The organism is Halostagnicola larsenii XH-48 (assembly GCF_000517625.1).
GTDB lineage: Archaea > Halobacteriota > Halobacteria > Halobacteriales > Natrialbaceae > Halostagnicola > Halostagnicola larsenii.
The window spans coordinates 1,632,923-1,655,413 of record NZ_CP007055.1 but is presented as its reverse complement, the minus strand read 5'-3'; the positions used below and the strand labels follow the sequence as shown (position 1 = coordinate 1,655,413).

Sequence of the window (22,491 nt, the reverse complement as noted above, 5' to 3'; positions counted from 1 at the left end):
AGCTGAATCGAATACGGACGCAGTGTCCATCTCGAGGAACGAACCGTACTCCTCGATGAGCGGGTGGCATTGATGAGCGAGAGACAGTCCATCGTCGATGCGTTGGCAGCAGTCGTACCGCACGTTCGCGCGGAGTTTCGGGACGGCCGCGAGAAGACGAGGAACGAAAATCCCAGCGGTGACGTCCAGTCAGCCGCGGATCGGCAGATCGACCAGCTCTTCCGTGAGCAGTTGGCCCCGCTCGAGGCGGTCGGTGCGTTTGCCAGTGAAGAACGAAAACGCGTCGAAGACGTCGGTGACGGGTACAGCGTCGCCATCGACCCGCTCGATGGGTCGTCGAACCTCCGCTCGAACAACATCGTCGGAACTGTCGTCGGGGTTTACAACGGGTCGCTTCCGGCGAGCGGTCGCGATCTCATCGCCAGTATGGTGGTGCTCTACGGACCGTTTGCAACGATCACCGCCGCTATCGATGAGACGGTGACTCGATACGTCGTCGACGATGGAGCGATCGTCGACTCGAGTCCGGTGACCATCCCCGCGGAGGGCGAAATTTGCGGGTTCGCCGGCTCGACAAACGAGTGGCCGGAGGCTGTCGAGGACTGCTGGCGTGAGCTCCATCGCGACTACAAACTCCGATATACGGGCGCGATGGTCGCAGATATCAACCATTTGCTCGTCAACGGCGGTCTGCTTGGCTACCCCGAGCGGTCGTCGAGTCCGAACGGCGACCTTCGGCTCCAGTACGAAGCTAACCCGATCGCACACATCGTCGAAACCGCAGGTGGCCGCTCGTCAACGGGCCAAGAATCGATCCTCGACCGCACACCGGCAGAACTCCACGAGCACGTTCCCGCCTACTTCGGGAACCCAGAGCAGATCAGTTATCTCGAGTCGACGCTGGCGTAACGATCACAGTGGTTCCCCTTCTCGCGCGGTCGAACCGGAGCAACGCAGCGATTGTTGATCGATGTTAGAACTGATACCGCCGCTCGTCGTCCATCGACGGGTAGTTGTCGGCACCGGTCATCTCGTCGAAGGTCATCCCCGAGAGGTACTCGTCGTAGGTGACGTCGAATCCAGAGCGAAGGTGGAAATCGATGTTTCCGGTTTCGACGGTCGTCTGAAAAAGCATGTGGATCGCACGCCGGACGAGTTCGTCCGTCGATTCGGGCTCCATGGCGGTCTCGAGGAGCGCGAGTTCGTTTCTCGTCTCCCGGTCGAGCGTCACGTCGAGTTCATCGCCCAGGCTCGAGTACGATTCCGTAATTTCGTCGTTCAGGTCGTCGAGGGTCACATACTGGTGGACTCGAGTCGGTCGTATATGGCTTTCGTGCTCGCTCAGACACCGCCGATCGGTCGCGAGGATCACCACGCCTAAACCGTCGCTTCCCTAACTCCCGGCGATGACAGACGCGCCAGCGGAGCAGGATCGCCAGACAGCGTGGACGCTTCCCGACGACCTCGAGGCCGTTCGATCGGCGCTGATCGGGTGGTACGAGGACGATCACCGCTCGTTCCCGTGGCGCGAGACCGACGACGCCTACGAGATCCTCGTCAGCGAGGTCATGAGCCAGCAGACCCAACTCGATCGCGTCGTCGAGGCCTGGGAGGCGTTTACAGAGCGCTGGCCGACGACGGCGGACCTGGCGTCGGCGGATCGATCCGCAGTCGTCGGCTTCTGGACATCTCACAGCCTCGGGTACAACAACCGTGCGAAGTACCTCCACGAAGCCGCCCAGCAGGTCGAAGCCGACTACAACGGCGAATTTCCCGAGACGCCCGGGGAACTCGAGGAGCTGATGGGAGTCGGTCCCTACACCGCCAACGCGGTCTCGAGTTTCGCGTTCAACGCCGGCGACGCCGTCGTGGATACGAACGTCAAGCGAGTCGCGTACCGCGCGTTCGGGATTCCCGATGACGACGACGCGTTCGAATCGGCCGCAAATCAACTCATGCCTGCGGGGCGTTCGCGGGTCTGGAACAACGCGATCATGGAACTCGGCGGCGTCGCCTGCGGCAAGAACCCTCGATGCGACGAGGCGGGGTGCCCGTGGCGCGAGTGGTGTCACGCCTACCAGACCGGCGACTTCACCGCACCCGACGTTCCCACGCAACCGAGCTTCGAGGGGAGTCGCCGGCAGTTCCGCGGGCGGATCGTTCGACTCCTCGGCGAACACGAGGAGATGGACCTAGACACGCTCGGTCACCGAATCCGCGTGGACTACACTCCCGACGGTGAGCACGGACGCGACTGGCTTCGAGACCTCCTGTCCGATTTGGCCAGTGAAGGGTTACTTGAGGTCGAAGAGGGAGAAGACGAGACGATCGCCCGCCTTCGGAAGTAAGCGTGTTCGGACAACATCGTTTGAGCGTGTCGCCAGCCGGATCACAGCAGACGTGGTGGTCGGACGACCTCATACAATTATCGCGCTACTCGTCTCGCTGGACTGCCTCGAACTCCACGTCCTGTTTCTCGCCGGCCAGTGCGACGTGGCCGTAATTGAGCAGGCCCACGAACACGCCCCCGCCGACGATATTGCCGACCGTCGTCCAGGAAAGGAAGTGAGCAAAGTCGCCGAGAGAAACGCCTTGACCCAGGAAAATCGCAGTGATGATCTCCGTCGACCCGAGAATGCTGTGGTGGAAGGGGCCGAATCCGATCACAGCCGTTACGATAATCACGAACAGGATTCGGCTGACCGTGTCGCGACTGGCCGCGACGAGCCACGTGACCAGCCCCATCAGCCACCCAGCGATCACGCCGCTCGAGAAAATTACCCACCACGGGTACGGAAGGAGCGCGGACGCTAACGTTCCAAACGTATTCGGGTCGACGATTCCAAGCGCCGGTCCGATGACCGTAATGAGACCCGCAAATAGTACACAACCGACGAGATTCGAAACGTAGGTAACGCTCCAGACGCGACCGAGTTCTCTCAGGGTAGCTCTCCCGTCGAGTACTGGTAGAATAGCCATCGTCGAATGGGCGGTAAACAGTTCCGTTTGACCGATGATGACGAACAGGAACGCGATCGAAGAAACACCGCCGAGCGTGACCTGTTGGACGAGGCGTGATTCGAATCCTCCGGAGAACGTCAGCGCCATCGCCATCAGTAACGCGCCGAAGCTCAGGTTGAGTCCCGCAGATAATCCCGAGAGAAACACCCCTTTGGGCGGACGATTGATCTCTTTGAGAGCGCTCTCCATCTCGCGCTCGAGGATCTTCCGATACGAGAGTGAAGCCCCGGACGGTTCTGTATCAGAGTCCGTGGTCATGCTCTAGGTATATATACTCTGCCGGGGAAGGCATAAATGCGTCTACAGAGATTCGAGGCAGTCATACACACGTACGCGATGGGTGACGGTACCGTATTCGATCTTCTCTCACTCGTCGTTCGATAGTGACAGACGACGGGTTCACGGGGGCGTGATCCGGAATCTACGGAGTCCGACGAACTCGTTGTCAACTTGTAATACCCACCTGCGGTAACGCCCGGGAGAACGCTAGCCAGTGAACCACCCGTCACGACTCGAGCGTGGTCGTAAACCGCAGTTGGTAGGCCAGAAACGTGACGAATCCGAACAGCACGAACCCGATCTGGACGGCCTCGAGGCGGAGGACGAACCGGGTCACCTCGAGCGAGATCGGCGGGGAGACGAACGACCAGTCGACGAACCAGACCGACGAGAGCAACGCGGTCGCGCCGAGGGCGATGAGCACCGCTGGAACGACGCCGCATCGGACCCGCGGGCCTCCGTGCGATGGCCGCGAGCCGTGAAACACTCGCCGCTCCAGCGAGAAGTGGATCAGCAGCGTTCCGACGAGTACGACGCCCCCCGCGAGAACGCCGGCGACGCCGCCGATCGACTCTGCGACGAGCAACCAGAGGACCCACCCGGCTGTGACGAACACCGCAGTGCAGAGGCGACGCGGCTCGAGGATATCCCCGAGTTCGCTCGTCGTCGCCCCGAAGATCGACGCGCGCAGTAACGATCCGCAAAAGAGAACGCCGACGCCGGCGAGGGCGGTCGCGGCGGTTCGCGTCTCGAGGACGACGAGCAAAAACCACGTGCCGACGGCGAGCGCCTCGATTCCGGTCGTACACGCCGCGGCGGTCATCCCGATAACCCGACGCCTCGTCGTTTGGCCGAGGACCTCGGGTTGACTGATGACGCTCATGGCTGCCTCCGGCTTCGATTCGTTCCGGTTTCGTTATGTGATCTTTATTCATCGCCGATCAGTTCGGATGGCAGCACCGTTCGGATGGCCCGAATCAGCAACGACTTTAACGACGGCTTACCCCCTTGAAACCGATGCACGCGATCACGAACAGCGGGTGGATCGAAGTCATCACGGGGAGCATGTTTTCGGGCAAAACGGAGGAGCTCCTGCGTCGATTGCGCCGCGCCGAGATCGCCGGCCAGGAGGTTGCAGTTTTCACCCCAGCAGTCGACGACCGCTACGGCGAGGCCACGATCGGTTCACACGACGGGCGAAGCTGGGACGCGACGCCCATCGACCCCGAGACGGGTCTCGAAGCTGTGTTCTCGGCCTGTAACGGAGAGAAAGTGATCGCGTTCGACGAGGCGAATTTCTTCTCGCACTCGCTGGTCGACGTCTGCGAACGCCTCGCGGCCGACGGCCGGCGCGTGATCGTAAGCGGTACCGACCAGACCTTTCGCGGCGAGCCGTTCGAGCCGCTTCCCCAACTGATCGCCGTCGCCGAGTACGTCGAGAAGTTTCGGGCGATCTGTGCGGTCTGTGGCGAACCCGCGACGCGAAATCAACGCCTCGTTGACGGAGAGCCGGCGCACGTCGACGATCCGACAATACTCGTCGGCGCGGCCGAATCGTACGAAGCGCGCTGTCGGCACTGCCACACGTTTCGGGACGACTGATTGGAGCTACCCAGAGTCCAATGTGGAGACGACTCGAGCGCTCACATAGCGGGTAAGCACTGCTTATCGCCGCCGGGTTTCGAGTACGTTACGGCTACCCTCCGTCGGATAGTGCGGGCTCGATCGGAACGTTGAACAGAACTATCAACGGTGCTCTCGTCGGCAGGAGCATGCCTGAAATGGAACACGGAGACGACACGTTGTCGACGCTACTGGTCAAGGAAGCGGTCAGCAGAGGAATGGATTCGCCGATGCGAGAGCCGATCCTCGAGGCCGTCGAGGAGTCCGAAGGATCCAGCTCGATGGGCGGGCGAGTGCTCCCGTTGGCGGGCGGCCTGCTCGGTCTTGGGGTCGCAATCGGCTACCTTCTCGGCAGCGGCGAGTTAGATACCGATGACACGCCGCTCGAGGATCTCGAGACGCCCGAGGTCCTCGACGATGTTGTCGAAGACGCGAGCGAGTCGACAGAAGAGACGGAGACCGACGCCGACGAGACGGGTGGTTCGAGCCGATTGCTGCGACTCGGGCTCTTGATCGTCGGCGTCGTCGGCCTCGAGTTGTTGCGTCGTCGCCGGTCGGGCGAGGACGAGGAGTGGGAACCGATCGAGGAGTTCGAACCGGCCACGAGCGCGTCATTCGACGACGATTCGGCGGAGGAAGGCGAGGACGAGGACGAAGCGTCGTCCGAAGACACTGAAGCGCAGGCGGACGAAGAAACCGAAGAATAACCGACTCGAGCGCCATACTTGCCGGCGCTGCAAGCGGCGTTTTACACTACTCCGGTGGTCTTGATTCTTGTAGGAGCTCGGTGATCTGAGCCGTTCACACCGCGCCAGCGGCCTGATACTCGCCGAACTCCTCGCGCATCACGTCACAGATTTCGCCGACGGTCGCGTAGGCTTTGACCGCCTCGATGATGTACGGCATGATGTTTTCGTCGCCGTTCGTCGCCTCGCGAAGCGCCTCGAGGGTCCGTTCGACGGCCGTCTCGTTGCGGTCGCCGCGGACCGCCTCGAGTCCCTCGACTTTTCGGCGCTCGTCTTCTTCGGTCACTTCCTCGACGTCCATCGCGGGCTCTTCGTCGACCTCGAACTCGTTGACTCCGACGATGATTCGCTCTTTCTCCTCGATTTCGCGCTGGCGGTCGAAGGCCGTGTCCTGGATCTGTCGCTGGACCCACTGCTGTTCGACCGCCTCGAGCATGCCACCGCGCTCGTCGACCTCCTCGAGGATGTCGTAGGCCTCGGATTCGACCTCGTCGGTGAGCGATTCGACGTAGTAACTGCCCGCGAGCGGATCGATCGTATCGGCCGCACCCGACTCGTGGGCGAGGATCTGCTGGGTCCGCAACGCGGTTCGAACGGACTCTTCGGTCGGTAGCGCGAGCGCCTCGTCTTTCCCGTTGGTGTGAAGGCTCTGGGTGCCACCGAGCACCGCCGCGAGCGCCTGGTAGGCGACCCGAACGACGTTGTTCTCGATCTGTTGGGCGGTGAGCATCGAGCCCGCGGTCTGGGTGTGGAACTTGAGCTGTTTGGACTTCGGGTCGTCGGGGTCGAACCGCTCGTCCATGATGTCGTGCCACATGCGGCGTGCGGCCCGGAACTTCGCGACCTCCTCGAAGATGTTGTTGTGGCCGTTGAAGAAAAAGGAAAGCTGCGGCGCGAAGTCGTCGACGTCGAGTCCGGCGTCGATCGCGGCCTCGACGTACTCGATGCCGTCGCCGAGGGTAAAGGCCAGTTCCTGTGCGGCGGTCGCGCCCGCCTCGCGGATGTGATAGCCCGAAATCGAGATCGTGTTGAACTTCGGCGTCTCGGCGGCGCAAAAGTCGAAGATGTCCGTGATGATCCGCATCGACGGCTCTGGCGGATAGATGTAGGTGTTGCGGGCGATGTACTCCTTGAGCAGGTCGTTCTGGATCGTACCCCGGAGTTCCGACCGATCGACGCCCTGGTGGTCGCCGACCGCGATGTACATGGCGAGCAAGACGGACGCGGGCGCGTTGATCGTCATCGACGTGCTCACTTCGTCGAGCGGAATCCCGTCGAAGACGGTGAGCATGTCCTCGAGCGAGTCGATCGCGACGCCGGCTTTGCCGACCTCCCCTGCGGCCATGGCCGCGTCGGAGTCGTAGCCCATCTGCGTCGGCAGGTCGAAGGCCATCGAGAGGCCGGTCTGTCCCTGATCGAGCAGGTAGTGATAGCGCTCGTTGGTGTCTTCGGGCGTCGAGAAGCCGGCGTACTGGCGCATCGTCCAGAGACGGCCCCGGTGGCCCGTCGAGTAGACGCCGCGCGTGTACGGCGGTTCGCCCGGATAGCCGATGTCCTCCCGATAATCGAGGTCGGCGATATCCTCGGGCGTGTAGAGTCGATCGACTTCCTGTCCCCCCGTATCGGTTCTAAAGGTCTCCTTTCGTTCCCCGAATCGCTCGATCACCGGTTCGACCGCCGTCTCCTCCCACTCGTCGCGCTCGTCGCGGATCTTCTCGAGATCGTCAGGATCGAACATTATAGATACCGATGCCCGGGTGGGGCTTGAAAGTTGATGAACGCGCGTCTATTGTCGACCCCGACGTGAAACGGACTGAGTCGATCTGAGAGGTGCGATGTTCGCTCGAGGGACGCGATAATCGGCAATACTGGGATCGTCGGATCCGCCGCTTGCCCCCGTTCGGTCCGTTCGTTTCGGGCCCGACGTATCCACTCCTGGTGATCGTTATCGTCCTGTATCATACTTGTAGGTGGCTGACTCCGAATCGATACCGAAATCCTCCGGCGACTCAGTACTTGAGTCCGTCGATCCGTCGTGTTCGCTCGCCCGCTTGAACGCCTCCCTGAGCCGGTTCGGGAGTTCGAACGATTCGACCGCGAGCGCGAGGGGGACCGCCTCCGGATCGATCCCGGCGCGCTTTTGCTCGAGTCTGTCGACCAGCGGTTCGGGAAGCGCGCTCTCGTCGATCCGCTCGAAGCCGAACTGTCGCAGGTACGCGGATTCGCTCGTCAGGGCATAGACGGTTTCGAACCCGTCGTCTCCCGCGTACTCGACTAACCGTTCGATGATGTGTGCGCCGACGCCCTGGCCGCGCCAAGTCTCGAGGACGCCGATACTCGTGAGTTCACAGCATTCGTCCGGTTTGTCGTCGGACTGGTCGTCGTCGATCTTGTGGACGCGGATTCGAGCAAACCCCGCCTTTTCCCCCGACTCTTCGTCGATCGCGACGACGTAGTCTCGAGAGCGAAACGACGTTTCGTCGAGCCCCATCGACTCGATATGATCGAGAAGCCAGACCTCCTCTCTGTTTTTCGCATCTCGGACGTACATGATTCCACGTACGCGGCGTGTTCCCTAAAGCATTTGTGGGGTCTAACAGGCCGCATCCGAACCGGATCGGCCCCCGGATTCCAGTCGGCCGTATGTTTTCAGTCATCCGTATAAGCGGACGAATCGGAGAAACGTATCGCGGCCGCGCTACTCGTCTTCTTCGACGACCTCGGGGTCGCTCATGGCGCTCTGAAGGCTGTCGAGGCCGTTTATCCACTCGGTGACGAGGCCGTACTCGAGTTCTTCTGCCACCGACATGTCGAGTTCCTCGCCATCGATGATCAGCGTTCCAGCCTGTGCGGCGTAGCCCAGCGCCGCGTCGAGGTTCTCCTCGGCTTCCGCGTCGGCGGCAGCGCCGACATAGTCGTCGACGGTCCCGTCTTCGGCCGGGCCGTCCGCGACGTACTCCTCGGCGGCGAAGAAGACGCAGACGAGACTCGTCTGGACGCCGTCGACGAGGATCAGTTTCTCCTCGTCGTCGATGTCGACTTCCGAGAGCACGATTTCGCGAACGTCCTGAATTTCCTCGAGTGCCGTTTCCTGATCGATTTCCCCGTCGTCGTAGGCAGCGACGATTTTCGCGACGGCGATCGCCGTATCGTCCTGCAGATTCAACAGCAGGCGCGCCGAGTCCTCGTCTTCCGGATCGATGTCCTCGTCTTGAATGCGACCGATCCAGTTTTGCCATCGTTCTGCTGAATAGAACTCCGTCGGGGGATTGCTCATACTCACACCTACACCGGCCGCTTGAAATGCCTTTCTCTACATGGGTCGCTCGTCGGAAGTGCTCTTCAACCGATTTCGCGGGGATGAGGCCGTTAGGGGCGAGTCAGCGTGTCCACCGTGTCGATTCCGTAGACCCGCTCCGGCGTTTCGACGTGGGCGATTCTGACCGCCCTCTCGTACCCCTCCTCTACGAGCCAGCGAACGCGACGGGGAACCGTTTTCGGCCCCAAAACCGCACCCGGCCGATCGGGGTCGTCGACGAAGTCCGTTTCCATCAGAAACGGTTCGCCGCGTTCGGCCGCGATCTCGAGCCGATCTTTCTCGCTCATCACGCTCGGTGTCGGCCCCTCGAGACGTCCCGCCGCGTAGTGTTTGACGACCCGGTGTGCCGGCAACCCGGCTTCTTCGGCCCACGCGGCGACCTCCGGCATCGCCTCGCTCGCTTCGGTGTGTAACTGGACCGCACACTCGAGGGAACCACCGTGGTCGAACGCGTGTCGCATCACTTCGTTCGAGGCCGTCCAGACGGCGTCGTCGACCTCGTAGTGTGGTCGACCGGATTTCAGCGCCAGGGCATCGCCCGACTCGACGTACTCGGCCGCGAGGTCGATTCCGTCCTGCATGATGTCACGAGCGATCTCGGGTGCGTACCCTCGTTCGTCGACGAGTCGCGAAACGAGGCCGGGGTGGACTCCGAGGACGGGCCACGCCCGCCCGTCGAGAACGTCCGATGCGGCTTCGACGATCTCGAGCGTTCGCTCGAAGACCGGGCGGAAGTCCTCGCCGCGCTCGGCTTCGACGCCGAGGTGCCACGACGGTTTGTTGACGACGAGCAGATGCGTCCCGCCGAGCCGGGCGAAGTCCTCGACGGCGTCGATGCCGCGGCCGTGATCCGGGTCCAGGTGCATGTGGTTGTCCAGCACCGGCGTATCCTCGTCGATCATGCCTGACAGTGGGCCCCCCTCGAGTGAAAAGTCACCGACTTGCGCCCCGATTGATCGGGTGGCGACTCGAACCGCTACCGGTTGCACTCCCGATCGAAAACGATCGCATCTCGAGCCTCGATCAGTGCGTTGAACCAGTAGAAATACACCCGAGGCCCTCTTCCGGGTAACCCAATGACCGTTCGATCCGCGATCGTGCTGGCCGCGGGCGAGGGCGTTCGCCTTCGGCCGCTGACCAGACACCGGCCCAAGCCGATGTTGCCCGCCGCGACGAAACCGATCCTCGAGCACGTCTTCGACGAACTCATCGAGGCCGGTATCGAGCGGCTGACGATGGTCGTCGGCTACGGGCGCACCTCCGTCCAGTCCCATTTCGGATCGAGTTACCGAGACGTTCCGATCGAGTACGCGATTCAGAACAAACAACTCGGCAGCGCACACGCGCTCGAGGCCGCGCTGCCGACCGTCGACGAACCGTCGCTCGTCGTCAACGGCGACCAGTTGATCGACGCGTCGATCGTTCAGGACACGATCGACCGCCACGACGAGGGTGCCGCCGGAACCATCGGCGTCATCGCGGCCAGCGACGTTACGGCGTACGGCGGCGTCATCGTCGACTCGGACCGTACCGTCGCAGAACTCGTCGAGAACCCGACGGACGATCGGAGCTACCGACTGAACGCGGGCGTCTACGTGCTGGAACCGGACGCGATCGACATCGTCACGGCCGTCGATCCGCGTGATGGGGAGTACTCGTTGGTCGACGGCCTCTCGCTGCTACTCGAGCGCGGGAAGACGGTCAACGCGGCCGAAACCGGGGGGATGTGGATCGACGCGACGTATCCGTGGGACCTCCTCGAGGTCGCCGAAACGCTGTTCGATACAGGGACAATCGAGAACGCCGTGTCTCCCTCCGCACAGGTTCACGAGTCGGCCACCATCGTCGAGCCGGCAATCGTCTCCCCCGACTGCGTGATCGGTCCGGGCGCGGTCGTCGGGCCGTACGTCTCGCTCGGACACAACGTCACTATCGGACCGAACGCGACCCTCGAGAACAGCGTCGTCGATTCGGACACCCGAATCGGACCGAACGCGACCGTCCTCGACTGCGTAACCGGCCGCGGCGTCGAAATCGGGGTCGGGTCCACTGTGATCGGCGGCCCTAGCGATGTCCGCGTCGGGAGGACCGTCCACGAAGGACAGCGACTGGGCGCGTTGCTCGCCGATCGGACGACAGACGAGGGCGGCGTCACGTACGCCCCCGGGACCATCGTCGGTTCCGAGGCGACGATACATGCGGGAACGACGGTTCGCGGTTCGGTCGAGTCCGAGACGGAGGTCCGATAGGAATGTGTGGGATCATCGGCTACGTCGGTTCGGACGGGAGCGACGCCACCGCTCCCGATGCGATCGACGTCTTGCTCGACGGGCTCTCGACCCTCGAGTACCGGGGATACGATTCCGCTGGCGTCGCGCTCGCGAACGGCGAACTCGACGTGTACAAAGCCGAGGGCGAACTCGAGTCGCTGACGTCCACACTGCCTACCGGGTCGCTTCGCGACCCCGCGGTCGGTATCGGACACACGCGCTGGAGCACGCACGGACCGCCGACCGACACGAACGCCCATCCACACACCGACGCGGACGAGCGCGTCGCGATCGTCCACAACGGGATCATCGAGAACTATCGGACGCTACGCGACGAACTCGAAGCGGACGGTGTCACCTTCGAGAGCGAAACCGACACCGAAGTCGTCCCGCACCTGATCGCGAGCTATCTCGGGTCGGGAGACGGTGATGATCGAATGGGCGAGCGAGACAGGGGCGATCGCGAACGGGCGTTTCGCCGCGCGATCGACCGCCTCGAGGGAAGTTACGCGATCGCGGCCGTTTTCGAAGGCGACGAAACGGTGTACGCGACGCGCAAGGAGTCGCCGCTCGTGCTCGGTCTCGAGGGCGACTCATCCGGCGAGGCTCCCGAACGAGCGAGCGGCTACTTCCTCGCGAGCGACGTCCCCGCGTTCATCGAGCACACGGATCGGGTCGTCTACCTCGAGGACGAGGAGTTCGTTCGGCTCGATAGCTCGGGCTGGGAGGTGTCCGATTCGGACGGAAACGCTCTCGAGAAGGCAGTCCAGACCGTCGACTGGGACGCCGATGACACCGGTAAGAGCGGCTACGACCACTACATGCTCAAAGAGATTCACGAGCAACCCTCGTCGCTCAGGCAGTGTCTTCGGGGGCGAGTGAACGAACTGCAGGGGAGCGTGACGCTCGAGGAACTCGACGCGGTCGTCGAGCAGGAGTTTGCTTCGCCGGTGCAGTTCGTTGCCTGTGGAACCTCGTATCACGCCGCGCTCTATGCGGCGTCGCTATTGCAACAGGAAGAGACGCCTGCGACGGCGACCATCGCGAGCGAGTTCACGACCGACCGCGTGCCGGTGAACGATGGGTCGCTCGTCGTCGGGATCACCCAGAGCGGGGAGACGGCAGACACGCTACGCGCACTTCGGGAGGCAAACCGCGCCGGCGCGACGACCCTCGCGGTGACCAACACCGTCGGGAGTTCGGCCGCTCGAGCGGCCGATCACGCGCTGTACATTCGCGCCGGCCCGGAGATCGGCGTCGCGGCGACCAAGACGTTCGCCAGCCAGCAACTCGCGCTGTTGCTGTTGAGCGTCGCGTTGACCGGTCGAAGCTCCCACGACGACATCCAGTCGCTGCGACGCGTTCCCGATCAGGTACAGACGATACTCGACACCTCGAGTGCGCGGGCGATCGCCGCGGAACTGGTCGACTCGCAGGCGTTTTTCTTCATCGGACGCGGGATGCACCACCCGGTCGCGCTCGAGGGGGCGCTGAAGTTCAAGGAGATTACCTACGAACACGCCGAGGGGTTCGCGGCCGGCGAACTGAAACACGGGCCGCTCGCGCTGGTCACCGAGGACACCCCGGTCTTTGCGATCGTGACCGGTGACGGGGGGACCGCCCGCAAGACGATTTCGAACATCAAGGAAGTCGAGGCTCGAGACGCACCGGTTGTCGTCGTCACCGACGGCGTTTCCGACGTCGAGCGCTACGCGGATCACGTCCTCCGGATCCCCGAAACCGACGAATGCAGCGCCGCCGTGCTCGCGAACGTCCAGTTACAGCTCATCGCCTACTGGGTGGCAAACGAGATGGGGAGATCGATCGACAAACCGCGGAACCTCGCCAAGAGCGTGACCGTCGAATGACCGATTACTGGGACCTCCTCGTCGCGATCCTCGCCGGGATCGTCCAGGGCGTCGTCGAGTGGCTCCCGGTCTCCTCGCAGGGGAACCTCTCGCTGTTTCTCACGCTGTTCGACATCTCGCCAGATAACGCCCTGCAACTCGCGCTGTTCTTGCAGTTCGGAACGACGCTCTCGGCAACGCTTTACTACCGCGAGGAGATCGGGAGGAGTCTCGAGGCCGTTCCCCAATGGCGCCCCCGGTCGGCGTTTACCGGGCAGAACGCGGTGACGACGTTCGTCGTCGTCGCGAGTATCGCGACGGGGGCGATCGGCCTTCCGATCTACTTTCTCGCGGTCGACATCGCCAGCGAACTCCGCGGCGGCCTGTTCATCGCGATCATCGGCGTCCTCCTCGTGTTGACCGGCGTGCTAGAACTCGCCTCGAAGTCGACGGATCTCGCGGATCGAACGGAGCCAACGCTCCGAGACGCGGTTATCGTCGGCGGAATTCAGGGGCTTTCGATCCTGCCCGGCGTTTCGCGTTCGGGTGTGACGACGAGCACCCTGCTCTTTCGCTCGTATCAGGCACCCTCCGCGTTTCGACTCTCCTTCCTGCTCTCGATCCCCGCGGGAATCGCTGCAGGCGTGTTGATCTTCGTCACCGAAGGCGGGGTTCCGGGGATCGGCCTCGAGATGGCCGCCGTCGCCATCGCAACGAGTGCGGTCGTCGGTTACGCGACGATCGGACTCTTGATGCGGGTCGTCGAGCGCATTCCCTTTTGGATCGTCTGTTTCGGCCTCGGCGGCTTAGCCATCGTCGGCGGTGGTGGCGTGGCGCTGCTTACGGCCTGAACCTACGCTTCGTTCGCCCTTGACTGACGGACTCAATCTTCTGTCGCCCCTTCCTCTATGCTCCCGCGTTCTCGCATCATCGAGGTACCCCGATCGATCCACCGCCTTCGGTAGAAGATCGCCCCGAGGTACGCGACTCGGAAGACGAAGTCCAGCACGATGGCGACGTAGGCCGCGATGACGCCGTACTCGAGGACGACGCCGAACACGTAGGTGAATCCGAGCAGGAAGACGAAGGTACCTATCACGCGGGCGATAAACGGCGGAATCGTCTCGCTCCCGCCGCGGAGCGATCCGGAGAGAGCGAGGTAGGCGGCGATCAACACCGCGGCGATCGCGTAGGCCTGGGCGAACCCGCTGGCGTAGGACACCGTCGCCGGATCGTTCGTGAACACGAGCACGAACTGCTCTGCGAAGAAAAAGAGCAACAGACAGAACCCGCCGACCGTAAGCGTGCTGAGGCCGGTCGCCGCCAGGCCGTTGTAGAACGCGGTTTCCGGCTCGCCGCGGCCGAGTGCCTGCCCGACCAAAATGTTCGAGGCGACGCCGTAGCCGCGAGCGAGCGGCGAGGCGACCTGCTGGTACATCCGACGACCGATGTGGTAGGCGGCGTTGACTTCGGTTCCGAACGCCAGCAGGATGGCGTTGAACGGGAACTCGGCGAACATCTCGGTGAGCCCCTCGGCGATCCGCGGCCAGCTAATGAGGACGAGTTGTTTCGTGATGACGAACTGGCGCGGGACGACGTACTGAATCTCGTTGAGCGGCGACCAGAGTATCGCCAGAAAGGCGAGTGCGCCCAGCGAGTCTGAGACGGCGGTCGCGAGCGCGATGCCGATGACGCCGAGTTCCGGAAACGGTCCGAGACCGAGCGCGAGGCCGACGGTTGCGACGATGTTGATCGCGTTGACCACGCCGTTTACGTACATCGGCGTCCGCGTGTCGCCGGTGCCGTGAATCGAGCGCGCCGCGATGAAGTTGACGTGGATCGCCGGCGCAGAGAGCATGACGATCATGAGGTAGACGCTCCCGTACTCGATCACGTCCGCGAACGCCCCCTCCTCGGCGAGCGATCCCAAAATCGAGATGGCAAACTCGTTGAGAAAGAGGCCGAACAGCACGAACGGGATTCCCCCGATGATCCCGATCAAAAGCGCCTGCGATACCGCCTGATCCCTGTTCGCGTCCGCCTCGGCACCGGTATCCTGACTCGAGAGGGCGATCGCACCGTCGCCGATCCCGATTCCGAATCGAAGGGGAAGGCGAGCGTAGATGTCCGCGAGTCCGACCGCGGTGATGGCAGCGGGTGAAAAGAGGCCCGCGACGATCAGATCCGTCGTCCGCATCAACGTCCGGAGCACCTGCTCGGCCATCACCGGCCACGACAGGCTGAACACGCGCTTCCAGACCCGCCAGAATCTGCGACTGGTCAGTGAAAGGACGACGAACACGCTGTGGGTTTCAAACGTTCGCGGATTAAGGATTGAGTTGGCGGAAACGTGACCCGGAAAGGACGACTCGAGAAGTGGATCGACCGAATCGAACGACTATCAGTTCACTGCGGACTGATCATTTAGATTCGTTCTGTGGGTTCTTGGCGTCGGCCGGTGGTGACGCAGTGTCCGATCCCGTCCGTTCGGCTGTCCGATTGTGGTCGTCGGTCCCGAAGATCCGCTCGCGAATGCTTCGTTTGTGGCTTTTCTCGGCGAGCAACACGGAGCAATCGACCTCCTCTAGGACGTCGAGGACGAGCGACCCGCGAACGAGTCGCGAAATCAGCCCTCGCTCCGTGGCACCGATCAGGAGCATCGTCGCGTCCGCGGCGGCCTCGGAAATACGCGTCTGAATGTCGCCGGTCTCGACCCGAATGTGGGCGTCTTCGAGGTCGTGATCGCCAGCCCATGCTCTGAGGAACTCCTCGCCGCGCGCGCGGTCGTCGGCCACGTGAAACAGCGTCACCTCGGCGTCGAACTGGTCGCGCAAGGTGTGTGCGACCGCCGCCGCAAGGTCGGAATCCGGACCGCCAGCCGTCGGCAAGAGAACTCGAGACGGGTCGAATCCTCGATCGCGAAACACCAGGAAGTCGCTGGGAAGCGAGTGAGCGAGTTCGTCGATGGCGCTTTCGGCGCGCCCGGGTGCGCCGTGGGAGTCCGGACCCCAGCCCATCACCGTCATGTCCGCACCGTAGCGGCTTGCGGTGTCGAACACCTCCTCGAAGGCTCGGTGGGAGAGGACAACGTGGGTCTCGATGTCCGCTCCGTACGTTTCGGCGTCTGCCTGTGCCTGCTCTAAGAGTTGCTCAGCCGCCTCGTAGTCGCCCTGCTCTCGAGCGCTCTGGAGCGACGTTTGATCCGGGATCTGCTCGATGTTGACGGCGACGACGGTTCCGTCGCGCTCGTTCGCGATGGCGGAGGCAAGCGTTATCAGATGGGCTTCGTTGCTCGGGTTTGCAAGCGGCACCAGCACGCGGTAGTCGCTCTTTTCGGGCTGGACCGACGCGGCAGCCGAGACGGCGGCGTCGGGAAGTTCCTCAGAGCGGTCGAGGATCCAGCCAGCGAGGACGCCGGCAGATTCGACCTTCTGACGGGCATACAGGAGATACCAGACCGCAGCGAAGAGGACGAACAGCGCGGACAGGAACACGATCTGCGGATTGATGTACACGATCAATGCGAACGACGAGAGGGCACCGATGATCGGAACGACCGGATAGAACGGGACCTCGAAATCGGGATCGTATCCCTCCGGCTCGGCTTCTCGCATGACGATGAGGGCGATGTTGAGCAAGCCATAGACGATCAGGTGCAACACCGAACTCGCCGTCGCGAGGGTCTCGAGGTTGCCCACGAGCAAGAACACCACGATCAGAGCGCCGGTGATCGCGATCGACCTGTAGGGAGTGCCAAATCGCGGATGGATGTCGTTGAGCTTCGGCGTTACAATTTTCTCCCGGCCCATCGCGAAGTTGATTCGAGACGAGGAAAGAATCGACGCGTTCGCCGAGGAGGCTGTCGCCAACAATCCGCCGAACAACAGGAGAGTAGCCCCGATCGCCCCGAGGTCGTACCCGGAGATACTATACTGGCCGAAGAGGAGCTGAGCGGCGTCGACGACGGCTGTCTTATTACCATTTACGAGCTCTGTGGGCACCGAGGCAAGAAGTAAGGTAAGAAACACGGCGTAGATAGTCGTCACGATGAGAACGGATCCGATAACGGCTCGAGGAAGGTTTTTGCCGGGATTTTTGATCTCCTCGGCGACAGACGTGATCTGAACGAACCCGAGATAGGAGACGAAGATGACGCCGGTGACGGGCAACACCTCGCCGGTCGTTCCCGACGGCGCGATGGGGCGTAGCGAGTCGGCGTCAGCGTTGAAAATCGCGACGGCCGAGAACGTTCCCAGGATTCCCAAAAGCACCGTGACGATAATGATCTGGAGCGTCCCGGTCTCTTTCGCCCCGGCGTAGTTGACACCGATGAACAACAGGGCCCCGACGAGCCCGATTACCTGCGCGGGCATGAGCGTTACCGGACCGATGCCGACCGCACCCATGCCGAGGAAGTCGTTGATGTACTCTCCGAGTCCGAACATATAGAACGCGGAGGCGAAGGCGAGTCCGATCCAGTTCGCCCAGCCGGCGATCGAACCGAAAAGCGGCCCGAGAGCGCGGTTGACGTAGAAGTACGCGCCGCCTGATTTCGGCATCGCCGTCCCGAGTTCGGATGCCGAGAGCGCGGTGAAAATGGCGATGACGCCGCCGATAATGAACGTCAGAATCGTAAGCGGTCCAGCATCCGCGACGGCCTCGCCGGGAAGGACGAAAATTCCCGCCCCGATCATCGTCCCGATTCCAATCGTCAGTGCTGCGAACAGTCCAAGGTCTTTTGCGAGTTCTTCGTCACTACTCATGGTGGATCACCGCCCGTACTCGAGCGACCGCCTGTAGCTACGTCGCCGCCGGGAACGACTGTCATCCGCTGTGTTCGACGGAATCTGCCACGAGTTCCTGTACAAACACTCGTCAAATCCGCCGATCGGACGCGACGTGACTGTCGACCGGTCGACCAACCGAATCTCCTGGGAGTCAATATAGATGTTCGGCGGGGGAGGGGAGTTGAACCTTTTGCATTGGTTGTGAAACCGACCGATTCGATCCCGCCGATCCCGCGCGTTCGAACCTCACCGTAGGGAAATATTGCACGTTCGAACCCCACGGCAGGGAAAGGCGATCCGCGCGTCAGGGGAGGACGATCACGGGAAAGTCGCTCTCGGCGACGAGTCGCGAGCGGACGCTACCGGAGACCAGATCGAGTAGCCGGCCGCCGCCTCGAGAGACGAAGACGATGGCGGAGGCGTCGACCTCTGCGGCGGCGTCGTTGATCGCGTCCACGATATCGGTCCCGTACAGCACCTCCGTGTCGACCGTGATGCCATCGGTTTCCGCCGGTTCTTCGAAGGCATCGAACGTCTCTTCGGCGTGTTCCTGGCGTTGTTCGACGCCCGCTTTATCCGGCGCACCGCCGGCTTTTTCGATGACGTTGACGACGGTGGCATCGATATCTTGTTCCAAAAAGTACGGTCGAAGCTTTTCGTAGGTCGTCGCGGCGTCGTCGGGGTTCGCGACTGGAACGAGCGGTCGGTCTAGCAGCGACGCTACCACTGGCGGTCACCTCGAGGCTCGGGCGTCTCCGTGAGAGCGCACATACCCCTACGTTCGTGCCCGTGGTCTTAGTTGGTTGTCTTCGCGGATGGGGGCTTCCGTCGCCACGTGATACGCTTCGCTGATCTCAGGTTCGATTCGAGGGCATCTGATGGCCGTCGTTTCGACTCGAGCGCACTGCCCGCATCGATCCGATACGATGGGAAACAACGAAACCCATTACCTCCTTCGGTCAGTAGGTCGCACACGACCGATCTCTCGAGGATGGATTTCCAATGGACCCGTTCACACTCCTTGGCGTCGACGTCGCGTTATTCGTAGTCATCGGCGTTCTCGCGGGTGCTCACTGTATCGGAATGTGCGGGCCGCTGGTGACCATCTACGCGAGCCGAATGGACGGCGGGGAGGGCGGCGCTCGAGCCGATGGCCACCTCTCGACCTACGAGGTTCGCCAGCACGCGCTGTTCAATATCGGCCGGACGGCGAGTTACACGCTTTTGGGGGCTCTCTTCGGCGCACTCGGGAGCCTGTTTTTCGTTACGATGGAGTCGCTGACCCCGATAGTCGACGTCGCCCGCGGCGGCGTCGGCGTCCTCGTCGGCGGTTTCGTCGTCGCCATCGGTGTCTACTACCTCCTCGGGCGCACGACCGGCGGGGTTTCGATCCCCGGCCTCGAGCGGGTCAGCGGCTGGCTTGCGACCCACGTCGACCGGCTGGCCAACGGCCCCGGAATCGTCGGGCTCGGAGCCGTTCACGGACTGTTGCCCTGCCCGATCCTCTATCCCGCCTTCCTGTACGCGTTCGCGATGGGGTCGCCGCTGGGGGGCGGACTCGCACTCGCCGCGCTCGGCGTCGGAACGATTCCCGCGGTCTTCGCCTACGGAACCGTCATCGAGGCCGTCGACGCGGTTCACCGCCGCCGGGTACACCGCTTGCTCGGCGTCGCGTTCGTCGCGTTAGGGTACGTCCTGCTCGCTCACGGATTGATGAGTCTCGGCTACCACATCCCGCATCCGATGCTGCCGTTTTACGACGGCCTCGACGCGGCGACGATGGGGGGTTCCCACCAGCACTGACCGACTCGTGCGGACCGCAGTCCCGACCGCCAACGCACGGCTGACCGATCCATGACCGACACCGAAACGACGGCCGACGGCTGTACGCTCTGTGAACTCCCGACGGAGGGAGTCGACGTCAGCGACGGCGACGGAAACGAATTCTGCTGTGTGGGCTGTCGAGATGTTTACGAAGCCCTGGGAGATGTCGAAGATATCGAGGCCGAAGATGTCCGCGAGCGCCGGGCGGAATCCGATGGCGACGACGCGCTCGAGGCCGGGCGGGACGTACCGGACGATCACGAGGCGACGTATCTCGAGGTCGACGGCATGCACTGTGCGACCTGCGAGGCGTTCATCGAGTCCGCCGCTGAACGAACTGACGGGGTTAGCAACGCTAGCTCGAGTTACGTGACGGACACGGTTCGAATCGATCACGACCCGGAGACGGTCTCCGAAGCGGAGTTGCGCGATTCTATCAGCGGACTCGGCTACAGTGCCTACTCCCGCGACGACGCGTTCAGCCGACGGCAGGCGGATAACTGGGCCATCGGACGGGTCATCGTAGGTGTGTTGATGGGAATGATGGTAATGCTCCAGTACGTGGTGCTCATCTACCCCGTCTACTTCGGCGGCCTGTTCTACGACGAGGGGACGATGACGTTCATCGAGGACGCACTCGCCCACGAGAGCGCGGCGGTGTTTTACCTGGTTATCGCCGCGCTGACGACGATCATCCTGTTAGTAACCGGCAAGCCGATCCTCCAGGGTGCGTACGTCAGCGCGAAGACCCGCCGGCCGAATATGGATCTGCTCGTCGCCATCGCGGCTCTCAGCGCGTACGTCTACAGCACGCTGGCGGTCATCACCGGCGGCCAGCACATCTACTACGACGTGACCGTCGCCATCATCGTCATCGTCAGCGCCGGCGGCTACTACGAGTCCTCGATCAAGCGCAAGGCGACCGAACGCCTCTCGGATCTGACCGCCGTCCAGGTCGATCAGGCTCGACGCGTCCGTCGAGGTGCGGATGCGTCCGCATCCACATCCGCTTCGGGGACCGAGGACGGTCTAGTCTCGGAGGACGTTCCGCTCGAGGACCTCGAGTCCGGCGATCACGTGCTCGTCCGAACCGGGGAACGAATTCCAATCGACGGCGAGGTCGTCGACGGCGACGCCTCGGTCGACGAGGCGGTCGTCACCGGCGAGTCATTACCCGTGAGAAAGACGCTCGGCGACGATGTCGTCGGCGGATCGATGGTCGCCGACGGCGCGCTGACCGTTCGGGTCGGTCCTGACGCGACGAGCAGTCTCGACCGGATCACCGAACTCGTCTGGGACCTCCAGAGCGGCACCCACGGCATCCAGAAACTCGCCGACAAACTGGCGACGATCTTCGTTCCGGTCGTCCTCGCGCTCGCGGTCGTCGTCACCGCCGTTCGCCTCGTACTCGGTGCGGGCGTGACGGATGCGTTGCTCGACGGGCTCACCGTCTTGATCGTCTCCTGTCCGTGCGCGCTCGGGCTGGCGACCCCGCTGGCGGTCGCCGCCGGCATCCGGGACGCGCTCGAGAACTCGATCGTGGTCTTTGACGACAGCGTCTTCGAGCGCATCCGCAACGCAGAGACGATCGTCTTCGACAAGACCGGGACGCTGACCACCGGCGAGATGAGCGTCGTCGAAACGATTTCGAACGCTTCGACCGACGACAAGGGCCTCGACGCTTCGACCGACGACTCGAGTCTCGATTCTTCCCTCCTCGAGAAGGCCGCGGCGCTCGAGTCCCAGTCCGCCCACCCGATCGGACGGGCTATCGCGACCGCGTGGGATCGACCGGAGCGGATCACCGACGGTGGCACGTCCCAGGAACAAGCGGAGGTACCGGACGACGGCAACGACGGTCGCGAACTGACGGCGTACGAACGGGAACAGCGGCGAACGGTAGACGATTTGTCCGACCCACAGGGCGACGCGTCGGCCGATTCGCCGGGTGACGAGCCGATTGATTCGCAGGGCAACGAGTCGGGCGGTTCGCTGGCCGGGGACCCGGCTTCGGCGGGCTCGATCAGCGACTCCGTGGAGTCCTTCGAGAGCCACCGCAACGGTGTCTCGGGCGTGGTCGACGGCGAGGAGGTCGTCGTCGGGCACCCGGACCTGTTCGCCGCCCGCGGCTGGACGGTGCCCGAGACGATTGCAGAACAGATCGCGAGCGCCCGAGAAACCGGGCGCGTTCCGGTCGCCGTCGGTCGCGACGGGGCGGCCGAGGGCGCGATCGTCGTCGGCGACGAACTCCGCGAGGAGTGGGACGAGACGCTCACCGCGATTTCCGAGGCCGACATCGACATCGTCGTGTTGACCGGCGACGACGCTCGAGCGGCGGATCGATTCCGTGAGGAGGACGCTATCGACCGCGTCTTCGCTGGCGTTCCGCCGGAGGGGAAAGCCGAGACGGTCGAACGACTGAAGCAAACCGGCGAGACGGTCATGGTCGGCGACGGGACCAACGACGCGCCGGCGCTCGCGGCCGCAGACCTCGGGATCTCGCTTGGCGGCGGCACGGCGATGGCCGCCGACGCGGCCGACGTCGCGCTCGTCGACGACGACCTCTCGTCGGTCGAGACGGTCTTCGAGCTCGCTCGAGCGACCGATCGGCGCGTCAAAACCAACATCGGCTGGGCGTTCTGTTACAACGGCGTCGCAATTCCGCTCGCGGTTGCAGGTGTGCTCAACCCGCTTTTCGCCGCGGTCGCGATGGGCGCGAGCAGTTTACTCGTCGTGACGAACTCCGCCCGATCGCTGCTCGAGGAGGAGTGAACA

At 63.1% G+C, this 22,491-nt stretch carries 19 protein-coding genes; 9 read left to right on the top strand and 10 right to left on the bottom strand.

Annotated features, from left to right (window positions below):
- The first annotated feature begins 72 nt into the window (after positions 1–72).
- The gene (locus HALLA_RS08400; protein WP_049952927.1) at positions 73–909 is read left to right on the top strand and encodes a class 1 fructose-bisphosphatase; all 837 of its coding nucleotides are present in this window, start codon (positions 73–75) and stop codon (positions 907–909) included.
- A 64-nt stretch (positions 910–973) separates the two neighbouring features.
- Here HALLA_RS08400 and HALLA_RS08395 read toward each other — a convergent pair whose 3' ends face one another.
- Positions 974–1,297, bottom strand: coding sequence for a hypothetical protein (locus tag HALLA_RS08395; protein WP_049954051.1), 324 nt, complete (start codon positions 1,295–1,297; stop codon positions 974–976).
- 109 nt (positions 1,298–1,406) lie between these two features.
- On the opposite strand from HALLA_RS08395, the gene HALLA_RS08390 reads away from it, so the two are divergent.
- Positions 1,407–2,348 carry an A/G-specific adenine glycosylase gene (locus HALLA_RS08390; RefSeq protein ID WP_049952926.1) on the top strand — a complete coding sequence of 314 codons (942 nt, stop codon included), beginning with the start codon at positions 1,407–1,409 and terminating at the stop codon, positions 2,346–2,348.
- 85 nt (positions 2,349–2,433) lie between these two features.
- Here the strand turns inward: HALLA_RS08390 and HALLA_RS08385 are convergent, their stop codons facing one another.
- The gene (locus HALLA_RS08385) at positions 2,434–3,279 is read right to left on the bottom strand and encodes a formate/nitrite transporter family protein (RefSeq protein WP_049952925.1); all 846 of its coding nucleotides are present in this window, start codon (positions 3,277–3,279) and stop codon (positions 2,434–2,436) included.
- A 247-nt stretch (positions 3,280–3,526) separates the two neighbouring features.
- Positions 3,527–4,183, bottom strand: a complete 657-nt coding sequence (locus HALLA_RS08380) for a hypothetical protein (RefSeq protein WP_049952924.1) — start codon at positions 4,181–4,183, stop codon at positions 3,527–3,529.
- 134 nt (positions 4,184–4,317) lie between these two features.
- Between HALLA_RS08380 and HALLA_RS08375 the strand changes: the two genes are divergently transcribed.
- The gene (locus tag HALLA_RS08375; RefSeq protein ID WP_049952923.1) at positions 4,318–4,902 is read left to right on the top strand and encodes a thymidine kinase; all 585 of its coding nucleotides are present in this window, start codon (positions 4,318–4,320) and stop codon (positions 4,900–4,902) included.
- A 170-nt stretch (positions 4,903–5,072) separates the two neighbouring features.
- On the top strand, positions 5,073–5,630 hold the full coding sequence (locus tag HALLA_RS08370; RefSeq protein WP_049952922.1) for a hypothetical protein: 558 nt from the start codon (positions 5,073–5,075) through the stop codon (positions 5,628–5,630).
- 94 nt (positions 5,631–5,724) lie between these two features.
- Here the strand turns inward: HALLA_RS08370 and HALLA_RS08365 are convergent, their stop codons facing one another.
- The 4 genes from HALLA_RS08365 to HALLA_RS08345 form a co-directional block, all read right to left on the bottom strand.
- A complete protein-coding gene (locus HALLA_RS08365) occupies positions 5,725–7,407 on the bottom strand; it encodes an acyl-CoA mutase large subunit family protein (RefSeq protein WP_049952921.1) in 1,683 nt (560 codons plus the stop codon).
- A 207-nt stretch (positions 7,408–7,614) separates the two neighbouring features.
- Complete coding sequence (locus HALLA_RS08355) at positions 7,615–8,220, bottom strand: GNAT family N-acetyltransferase (RefSeq protein ID WP_049952919.1); 606 nt, start codon at positions 8,218–8,220, stop codon at positions 7,615–7,617.
- Between the two features lie 147 nt (positions 8,221–8,367).
- Complete coding sequence (locus HALLA_RS08350) at positions 8,368–8,946, bottom strand: DUF2150 family protein (RefSeq protein ID WP_049952918.1); 579 nt, start codon at positions 8,944–8,946, stop codon at positions 8,368–8,370.
- 92 nt (positions 8,947–9,038) lie between these two features.
- A complete protein-coding gene (locus HALLA_RS08345) occupies positions 9,039–9,890 on the bottom strand; it encodes a TatD family hydrolase (RefSeq protein ID WP_049952917.1) in 852 nt (283 codons plus the stop codon).
- A gap of 174 nt (positions 9,891–10,064) precedes the next feature.
- Here HALLA_RS08345 and HALLA_RS08340 point away from each other — a divergent pair, with 174 nt between their 5' ends.
- The 3 genes from HALLA_RS08340 to HALLA_RS08330 are packed head-to-tail and all read left to right on the top strand — an operon-like array spanning position 10,065 to position 13,956.
- Complete coding sequence (locus tag HALLA_RS08340) at positions 10,065–11,237, top strand: sugar phosphate nucleotidyltransferase (RefSeq protein WP_049952916.1); 1,173 nt, start codon at positions 10,065–10,067, stop codon at positions 11,235–11,237.
- A 2-nt stretch (positions 11,238–11,239) separates the two neighbouring features.
- Positions 11,240–13,126 (top strand): glutamine--fructose-6-phosphate transaminase (isomerizing), encoded by a 1,887-nt coding sequence (gene glmS / locus HALLA_RS08335; protein WP_049952915.1) that lies wholly within the window; start codon positions 11,240–11,242, stop codon positions 13,124–13,126.
- Positions 13,123–13,956 (top strand): undecaprenyl-diphosphate phosphatase, encoded by an 834-nt coding sequence (locus tag HALLA_RS08330; RefSeq protein ID WP_049952914.1) that lies wholly within the window; start codon positions 13,123–13,125, stop codon positions 13,954–13,956. Before glmS ends, HALLA_RS08330 begins: the two co-directional genes overlap by 4 nt.
- A gap of 32 nt (positions 13,957–13,988) precedes the next feature.
- Here the strand turns inward: HALLA_RS08330 and HALLA_RS08325 are convergent, their stop codons facing one another.
- The 3 genes from HALLA_RS08325 to HALLA_RS08315 all read right to left on the bottom strand — a co-directional run bounded on the left by HALLA_RS08325 (position 13,989) and on the right by HALLA_RS08315 (position 18,619).
- Positions 13,989–15,407 carry an MATE family efflux transporter gene (locus HALLA_RS08325; protein WP_049952913.1) on the bottom strand — a complete coding sequence of 473 codons (1,419 nt, stop codon included), beginning with the start codon at positions 15,405–15,407 and terminating at the stop codon, positions 13,989–13,991.
- A 118-nt stretch (positions 15,408–15,525) separates the two neighbouring features.
- Positions 15,526–17,868, bottom strand: a complete 2,343-nt coding sequence (locus HALLA_RS08320) for an amino acid permease (RefSeq protein ID WP_049952912.1) — start codon at positions 17,866–17,868, stop codon at positions 15,526–15,528.
- A gap of 328 nt (positions 17,869–18,196) precedes the next feature.
- Positions 18,197–18,619, bottom strand: a complete 423-nt coding sequence (locus HALLA_RS08315; RefSeq protein WP_049952911.1) for a universal stress protein — start codon at positions 18,617–18,619, stop codon at positions 18,197–18,199.
- Between the two features lie 275 nt (positions 18,620–18,894).
- Here HALLA_RS08315 and HALLA_RS08310 point away from each other — a divergent pair, with 275 nt between their 5' ends.
- Together HALLA_RS08310 and HALLA_RS08305 are read left to right on the top strand one after the other, a co-directional pair.
- The gene (locus tag HALLA_RS08310; RefSeq protein WP_049952910.1) at positions 18,895–19,695 is read left to right on the top strand and encodes a sulfite exporter TauE/SafE family protein; all 801 of its coding nucleotides are present in this window, start codon (positions 18,895–18,897) and stop codon (positions 19,693–19,695) included.
- A 51-nt stretch (positions 19,696–19,746) separates the two neighbouring features.
- Positions 19,747–22,488 (top strand): heavy metal translocating P-type ATPase, encoded by a 2,742-nt coding sequence (locus HALLA_RS08305; protein WP_049952909.1) that lies wholly within the window; start codon positions 19,747–19,749, stop codon positions 22,486–22,488.
- The last annotated feature ends 3 nt before the right edge of the window (positions 22,489–22,491 follow it).